This window comes from Streptomyces hirsutus (assembly GCF_001418415.1).
GTDB lineage: Bacteria > Actinomycetota > Actinomycetes > Streptomycetales > Streptomycetaceae > Streptomyces > Streptomyces hirsutus.
Genome location: NZ_LIQT01000044.1, coordinates 41,081 through 48,085, shown reverse-complemented (window position 1 = coordinate 48,085; position 7,005 = coordinate 41,081). Strand labels below are relative to the sequence as shown.

At 70.7% G+C, this 7,005-nt stretch carries 5 protein-coding genes; 1 reads left to right on the top strand and 4 read right to left on the bottom strand.

Features of this window, described 5'->3' with window-relative positions; genetic code table 11:
* The 3 genes from glmS to AOK11_RS03825 form a co-directional block, all read right to left on the bottom strand.
* On the bottom strand, positions 1 to 1,718 hold a 1,718-nt coding region (gene glmS, locus AOK11_RS03835), incomplete at its 3' end, for a glutamine--fructose-6-phosphate transaminase (isomerizing) (RefSeq protein WP_055592194.1).
* A gap of 104 nt (positions 1,719 to 1,822) precedes the next feature.
* Positions 1,823 to 2,602, bottom strand: coding sequence for a hypothetical protein (locus tag AOK11_RS03830; RefSeq protein ID WP_055592193.1), 780 nt, complete (start codon positions 2,600 to 2,602; stop codon positions 1,823 to 1,825).
* 161 nt (positions 2,603 to 2,763) lie between these two features.
* The gene (locus AOK11_RS03825) at positions 2,764 to 4,275 is read right to left on the bottom strand and encodes a polysaccharide pyruvyl transferase family protein (protein ID WP_055592192.1); all 1,512 of its coding nucleotides are present in this window, start codon (positions 4,273 to 4,275) and stop codon (positions 2,764 to 2,766) included.
* Positions 4,276 to 4,469: 194 nt separating this feature from the next.
* Between AOK11_RS03825 and coaA the strand changes: the two genes are divergently transcribed.
* Positions 4,470 to 5,459 carry a type I pantothenate kinase gene (gene coaA, locus AOK11_RS03820; RefSeq protein ID WP_055592191.1) on the top strand — a complete coding sequence of 330 codons (990 nt, stop codon included), beginning with the start codon at positions 4,470 to 4,472 and terminating at the stop codon, positions 5,457 to 5,459.
* 162 nt (positions 5,460 to 5,621) lie between these two features.
* On the opposite strand, the gene glmM is transcribed toward coaA, so the two are convergent.
* The gene (gene glmM / locus AOK11_RS03815) at positions 5,622 to 6,980 is read right to left on the bottom strand and encodes a phosphoglucosamine mutase (RefSeq protein WP_055592190.1); all 1,359 of its coding nucleotides are present in this window, start codon (positions 6,978 to 6,980) and stop codon (positions 5,622 to 5,624) included.
* Between the last annotated feature and the right edge of the window lie 25 nt (positions 6,981 to 7,005).

Below are 7,005 nucleotides of genomic sequence, written 5' to 3'. Positions count from 1 at the left end.
GGCGGGATGCGGATGAGGTGGTCGGCGTAGGGGGTCACCTCGTCGTCGCCCTCCTCGGCGATGACGATGGTGCGGGCGCCGCGGGCGCGGATCTCCTGGATGTTGGAGACGATCTTGTCGTGGAGGACGGACCGGCCTCGCGGTGACGGGACGAGGACGACCACGGGCAGGTCGTCCTCGACCAGGGCGATCGGGCCGTGTTTCAGCTCTCCCGCGGCGAAGCCCTCCGCGTGCATGTAGGCGAGCTCCTTGAGCTTGAGCGCGCCCTCCAGGGCGACCGGGTAGCCGACGTGCCGGCCCAGGAACAGCACGGTGCTCTTGTGGGCGAGGGTGCGGGCGAGTTCCCGTACCGGCTCCATGGTCTCCAGGACCCGTTCCACCGAGCGGGCGATGGAGGACAGGTCCCGGACGACCGCGCGGATCTCGTCGCCGTACTTCGCGCCCCGGACCTGGGCGAGGTACAGGGCGACCAGGTAGCAGGCGACCAGTTGGGTCAGGAAGGCCTTGGTCGAGGCGACGGCGACCTCGGGGCCGGCGTGGGTGTAGAGGACGGCGTCTGACTCGCGGGGGATGGTCGAGCCGTTGGTGTTGCAGATGGCCAGGACGCGGGCGCCCTGTTCCCGCGCGTGCCGCAGGGCCATCAGGGTGTCCATGGTCTCGCCGGACTGGGAGACGGCGATGACGAGGGTCTGCTGGTCGAGGATCGGATCGCGGTAGCGGAACTCGCTCGCCAGCTCGACCTCGCAGGGGATCCGCGTCCAGTGCTCGATGGCGTACTTGGCGATCAGCCCGGCGTGGAAGGCCGTCCCGCAGGCGACGATGACGACCTTGTCGGCCTCGCGCAGCGCCTTCGGGGGGATCCGCACCTCGTCCAGGGACAGGGCACCGGAGCCGTCGATGCGGCCGAGCAGGGTGTCGGCGACGGCTCTGGGCTGCTCGGCGATCTCCTTGAGCATGAAGGAGGCGTAGCCGCCCTTCTCCGCGGCCGACGCGTCCCAGTCGATGTGGTACGTACGGACGTCCGCCGGTGCGCCGTCGAAGCCGGTGACCGTGACCTTGTCGCGGCGCAGTTCGACCACCTGGTCCTGGCCCAGTTCGATCGCGGAGCGGGTGTGCTCGATGAACGCGGCGACGTCCGAGGCGAGGAACGACTCGCCCTCGCCGACGCCCACCACGAGCGGCGAGTTGCGGCGCGCGCCGACGACCACGTCCGGCGCGTCCGCGTGGACGGCGACCAGGGTGAAGGCGCCGAGCAGCCGCCGGCAGACGAGGCGCATCGCCTCGGCGAGGTCGGCGCAGGAGGAGAACTCCTCGGCGAGCAGGTGGGCGACGACCTCGGTGTCCGTCTCGGAGGCCAGGTCGTGGCCACGTTCGGCCAGTTCGGCCCGCAGTTCGGCGAAGTTCTCGATGATGCCGTTGTGGACGACGGCGACCCGGCCGGCGTTGTCGAGATGCGGGTGTGCGTTGGCGTCGGTGGGGCCGCCGTGCGTGGCCCAGCGGGTGTGGCCGACGGCGGTCGCCCCGGTGGGCAGCGGCCGGGCCGCCAGTTCCTTCTCCAGGTTGACCAGTTTCCCGACCCGTTTCGCCGTGGCGAGCCCGCCGTCCGCGAGGACGGCCACGCCCGCCGAGTCGTAGCCCCGGTACTCCAGTCTTTTCAGTCCGGCCGTCACGACGTCCAGCGCCGACTGCGGCCCCACGTAACCCACGATTCCGCACATGCCCGGCAGCCTACGATCCGTCAGGCGCCGGAAAGGGCCGCCGCGTGCCCGGAATCGGAAATTCCCACCGGTGCGCGAGGCACCGGTGGGAACGGAGGGGTGCGTCAGCCGAGCTTGGCGAGCTGGGCGTCGGAGATCTGCGTCGGGAAGGGGGCCTCCTCGCCGGCAGCGATCGCACCGAAGTTGGCCGCCGAGAAACCGGTGACGGTGGCGCCGGTGCGCGCGACGACGATCTTGACGGGCGCCTCGACGCCCTCATCGGCGGCCATCGTCACGGTGATCTCGACGGACTCGTCGGCGCCCTTCGGCCCCTCGGTCTTGGCGACCTTCAGGAACTCGATCTTCTCGCCGGCGGCGGTGGAGGTGAAGCCCTTGGCGCACTTCTCGACGGCGGCGTCGACGTCCTTCATGACCTGCTCGGCGCCGCCGTCCTCGTAGGAGGCGAGCGTGACGAGGACCTTGTCCACGTCGAGGCCGGCGAGCAGGGCCTCCGCCGGGTCCGTACCCTCGGCGGGCTTCTTCGCCTCACCGGTCCAGGACCGCTTGACGGTGGCGGCGGGCGAGCCGACCGGGGCCGCGACCTGCAGGTTGGCGAGGGGCTGGCACGCCTCGTCATCCGCCTTGACCTTGTCGGCGCTCAGGTCGTCCGTAGCGGGCACCTTGGTGACCACCTTGCCGTCCTTCATGTCGGCCTGCACCAGCGCGGCCTTCTCCAGCTCGGCCGCGGTCAGCGCCTTGGCCGCGGGCGCGGCGGAGGAGTCCGCCTTGCCCTCGTCCCCCTTGCCGCTGTCGCTGTCGCCGGAGCCACCGCAGGCGGTGACGAGCAGGGCGAGTGCGGCGGCGGAGGCGGCGAGAGCGGAACGGCGGACGGCGGTGGTTCTCACGTGGGAAAACTCTTTCTTCGAAGGCGCGGAGGAATCCGCTGCGCAGTGCACGGAATATAGACACAGCCCTCTCACAAATGATCATCGAAGGATCATTCGTAGGGGAACCGTGACGGTCACGTGATCCTGCTTCGTCCACCCGCCGGCCCGGTCCGGTCCGGTCAGCCCTTCTCGCCCGGCTTGGACTCGCCGGGCTTCGGGATGCGGCGTACCCGGCGGCGGACGGCGGGGCCGATCCGGACCATGGCGCGCTTCTCGATGCCGCCGATGCGGCGCTCCAGGGCATCGAGCCGCTTGCGGGTGGCCGCCAGTTCCTTCTGCGCGGCGGTGAGCCGTCGACCGGTCTCGTCCGCCCGTTCCTCGGCGGCGGCCAGCCGGGTGCGCAGTTCCTTGTTCTCCCGGACGCGCTTGTCGATCCGGGTGTTGGCGACGGCGATCCGCTCGCGCAGCCGGCTGACCCGGTAGCGCATGTGGCCGTCGTCCGAGCCGTCCCAGACCGGCATCGAGGCGGGCAGTTCCAGGACGGCGAGACGGGCGTCGAAGGCCGCGCCGCGGTCGCCGTGGGTGTACGTGTTCCGCAGGCCGTTGCGGTCGAGGAAAGCGACGATCCGCTCGAACCGTTCACCGTGGTACTTGATCATCGCCGAGTGGTCGGCGGCCTCGTACAGGTCGCGCGGGTCGGTGTCCGCGGACAGCGAGTCGATCGGGACGTGCGGGATGTCGAAGTAACGGCACAGTTCGAGGGTCCGCGAGTCGTGGGTGAGCACGACGCTCGGCGTACCGGCCAGCAGAGCGGCGATGTTGCCGTGGATCCGGGTGCCGTAGGCGAAGTCGTGGCCGCGCAGCTCGTCGATCCAGGTGGCCGGGTCCAGCGGCATGCGCACCTTGTTCTCGCGCATCAGCCGGTGGCTGAGCTGGAGCGGGAACGGGTCCTCGACGCCGGTCTCCGGCGTGAGGTCGCCCCAGAACAGCAGTTCCGCGTCGGCGAGGTTCTGCGCGTAGTAGAGCAGGTGGGGGTAGCGCTCCGACGCGTGACGGGCCAGACCGGCGATGTCTCCCACGGGGAGGGCGTCCGGGGAGAGGTTGACGGCGATGCGCGAGGACGCGGTCAGCTCGACGGCACGGACGGCCGGGAAGGTGTCCCCGTACAGGAACATGGACGGACAGCCGATGATGTCGACGCGGTCGGCGGGGAACCCCAGGTCGGTGAGGTAGCGGGCGGTGAGCTCGCCGCGGACCCCGATCGACGCGGACCGCTCGAGGACGGCGGAGACGAAACGTTTCACCGACGCCTCGATCGGTCTCAGCCGCCCAGTGTCGTAGTCGGCCCCGGTCTGGGCGCCCACGCCGAAGACGACCACGGGGATGGTGAGTTGCTCCACCAGCGCCGACAGCCGGTCCAGGGACGCCTGGAAGGCGGGGCGGAAGGCGTTCGCCAGCGGCACGACGAAGGCCTCGTACTGCTCGTTGATCTCGGCCGCGCGCCGGGCGGACGGATCGGTGCGGATGCCGTTCGAGACGACGTCGGTGTCCGGCGCGGACAGCATCTTGTGGGCCGAGTCGCTGAAGAGAAGATTGCCCGTGTTGGTCCCGATCAGATCCTGGTGGATGAACTCCGTCGGCGTGGCCACGCGGAGCGGGCTCTTCCCGGAACGGATCAGAATGCGCTTCACACGGCACTCCCCGGCTGCTGCGGCTGATGGACTCGACGGCGACCCTGGCCGCTACGAAATGCTAAACACGGTGCAAAGAAAACCGGACACGGGGTAGGCAACTTCTCGCAACCCCCCTCGGTTTCCTTCCACTCCCCCTCGCCGCGTGACGCAGCCCACGAACCATCCCGTTCAAACTCCGTTAACAATGGACTGTGATCTCACCGGTCTCCACGACGTCCCGGAGCGCCCAGCGGCAGCGGCCGGAGGCGACTCCCTACCTCGACCTCACCCGTGCGGAGTGGAGCGCGCTGCGCCACAAGACGCCGCTGCCGCTGTCCGCCGACGAGGTGGAGCAGCTGCGCGGGCTCGGTGACGTCATCGACCTCGACGAGGTGCGGGACATCTACCTCCCGCTGTCCCGGCTGCTCAACCTCTACGTCGGCGCCACCGACGGGCTCCGGGGCGCGCTGAACACCTTCCTCGGCGAGCAGGGCTCCCAGTCGGGCACGCCCTTCGTCATAGGGGTCGCCGGTTCCGTGGCCGTCGGCAAGTCCACGGTGGCCCGGCTGCTCCAGGCCCTGCTCTCCCGCTGGCCCGAGCACCCGCGCGTCGAGCTGGTCACCACGGACGGCTTCCTGCTGCCGACGAAAGAGCTCCAGGCGCGCGGTCTGATGTCGCGGAAAGGTTTCCCCGAGTCGTACGACCGTCGCGCGCTCACCCGTTTCGTCGCCGACATCAAGGCCGGCAAGGACGAGGTCACGGCCCCGGTCTACTCCCACCTCATCTACGACATCGTCCCGGGCGAACTCCTCACCGTGCGCCGCCCGGACATCCTGATCGTCGAGGGCCTCAACGTCCTGCAGCCCGCGCTGCCCGGCAAGGACGGGCGCACCCGGGTCGGGCTCGCCGACTACTTCGACTTCAGCGTGTACGTGGACGCCCGGACCGAGGACATCGAGCGCTGGTACCTCAACCGCTTCCGCAAGCTGCGCGCGACCGCCTTCCAGGACCCCTCCTCGTACTTCCGCAAGTACACCCAGGTCTCGGAGGAGGAGGCCCTCGACTACGCCGGAACGATGTGGCGGACGATCAACCGGCCCAACCTGGTGGAGAACATCGCCCCCACCCGCGGCCGGGCCACCCTCGTCCTGCGCAAGGGCCCGGACCACAAGGTCCAGCGCCTCAGCCTGCGCAAACTGTGACCTCGGGGACGGGACACCGGTCGTGACCCGAGGGCGGGGCGATCGCCGTCGCCGCCCCGCATCCGTCCGTCCCACATCCATTCGTCCCGCATCCGTCCACCCGGTGCGCGGCCGACCGGTGACCGCCGGGCCGGCACCGCCGGACGGCGGCCACCCGCTCCGTCAGCCCAGCGCCGACTTCACCACGTCCGCCAGGCGTCCCGCGACCGAGCGGGCCTGGTCGATGTCGGCGGCCTCCACCATCACGCGGACCAGCGGTTCGGTGCCCGAGGGGCGGAGCAGCACGCGGCCGGTCTCCCCCAGCTCGCGCTCGGCCTCCGTCACGGCCACCGCGAGTTCCCCGGAGCTCTGCACCCGGGTCCTGTCCACGTCGGGCACGTTGATGAGCACCTGCGGCAGCCGTTCCATCACCGACGCCAGCTCGCGCAGCGGACGCCCGGTCTCGGCGACGCGCGCGGCCAGCAGCAGGCCGGTGAGCGTGCCATCGCCGGTCGTGGCGTGGTCGAGGACGATGACGTGGCCGGACTGCTCGCCGCCGAGGGCGTAGCCCTGCTGCTTCATCTGCTCGAGCACGTACCGGTCGCCGACCGCAGTCTGCACGAAGTGGATGCCCTCGCGCTCCATGGCGAGCTTGAACCCGAGGTTGGACATCACGGTCGCGACGACGGTGTCGGAACGCAGTGCGGAACGTTCCCGCATCGCCAGGGCGAGCACGGCGAGGATCTGGTCCCCGTCCACCTCTTCACCGGTGTGGTCGACGGCCAGGCAGCGGTCGGCGTCGCCGTCGTGCGCGATGCCGAGGGCGGCCCCGTGCTCGACGACCGCGGCCTTCAGCTGCTCCAGGTGGGTCGAGCCGCAGCCGTCGTTGATGTTGAGCCCGTCCGGCTGGGTGCCGATGGTGACGACCTCGGCCCCGGCCCGCGCGAACGCCTCCGGCGAGACCCGGAAAGCGGCGCCGTGCGCCTCGTCGAGGACGATCCGCAGGCCGTCCAGCCGGTTCGGCAGGACGCCGACGAGGTGGGCGACGTACGTGTCGAGCCCCTCCTCGTAGTCCCGCACGCGGCCCACGCCGGCGCCGGTCGGGCGGTCCCAGGGAGCGCCGGTGCGGTGCTCCTCGTACACGGACTCGATCCGGTCCTCCAGCTCGTCGGCGAGCTTGTGGCCGCCGCGTGCGAAGAACTTGATGCCGTTGTCGGGCATGGCGTTGTGGCTCGCGGACAGCATCACACCGAGGTCGGCGCCGAGTGCTCCGGTCAGATGCGCCACGGCGGGCGTCGGCAGCACGCCGACCCGCAGCACGTCCACACCGGCGCTGGCCAGTCCGGCGACCATGGCGGCCTCCAGGAACTCCCCGGACGCCCGCGGGTCACGCCCGACCACGGCGGTCGGCCGATGCCCCTCGAACGTGCCCGCCTCGGCCAGTACGTGCGCGGCGGCCACGGAGAGGCCCAGCGCCATCTCGGCCGTCAGGTCCGCGTTGGCGACACCGCGCACGCCGTCCGTGCCGAAGAGTCGTCCCACTTGTCCTCCTGAGAAGCGTCAGTAT